General features: G+C 48.0%; 1 protein-coding gene. It reads right to left on the reverse strand.

Going from position 1 to position 978, the window contains the following annotated elements:
- A partial coding sequence (locus tag BK127_RS42200; protein WP_179097844.1) for a hypothetical protein occupies positions 1 to 978 on the reverse strand: 978 nt, incomplete at both ends.

Consider the following 978-nt stretch of genomic DNA (forward strand, 5'->3'; position numbering starts at 1 on the left):
GTATAAAAACTACTGAAATTCATTCCACTACCCAAGACAGCGGCTGCCAAAGGAAATGCCATACTAAGCGTTTCCCCCAACTTCTGCTTGTACGCCTCTGCCGCCGAAAGATTACTGCTTTTGATCGTCTGATCCTGATATCCCTTATAGATCTCCATCGCCAGATCTGCTCGTCCCAGCTCACTCAACATTCCCGCTAACGCAGGATGGTTATTGGCAAGGCTGTTCATGATGGATTTCATCCCGTCCGCCGTAGTCGTCGTCTTCTTCGATTCCGACAGCAGTTCATACACGATTGAGGCCTCCGGAAATTGCTTGTTCATCAGCTCACGATACTTATTCGCGGTCTCATGAAGAGCATTTTGCTTTTCTTTTTTCTGCTCTGCCGTCAACGTGTCGTCCGCATCGACCTCAAACCATTCCTTCTGCAGCTTTTCGATCCTCGCTTGGTACGTACTAAGTGTCATTAACGGTGATTCAGTAGCTTCATCAAAATATCGCGCATATTCCGCATAGGGCGCTACCTTCTCATAAAGCTCCGGATTGGTTTCTTTGAGCCTTGCCAATCGTTCCTCTACTGCACTTTGACCCCCTTGCGCATAGACCTTAGCCAGTTCGAGCATCTCATCGTACAGTTCTTTATTATGTTCTTTCAATTGTTCCCGCAATCGAATACTCGATATATTGGCTTCCGCAAATTGCTGCGTACTCGCCTGATAGGCAAGCTCCGAGTTATTCTTCATTTTTGTTAACAATTGATCCACCGAGGGAGTCGTTAGCCAGTTCCATGCTCCTACTGCAACCTTTCGGGCTAAACCCCAGATTGTCGGATCGCTATAGTCAACCATCTTCGTAATCCATTCCTGCAGTCCATTTCCGGTGCTTGGACTTCGGGGTGGTTCTGCGGCTTGCAGCTCCATCAGAGCGTTATACGTCGTCTGTAAGACGTTCACAATCGTGTCCAGCTGTGTCTTGGAG

The organism is Paenibacillus sp. FSL H7-0331 (genome assembly GCF_001956045.1).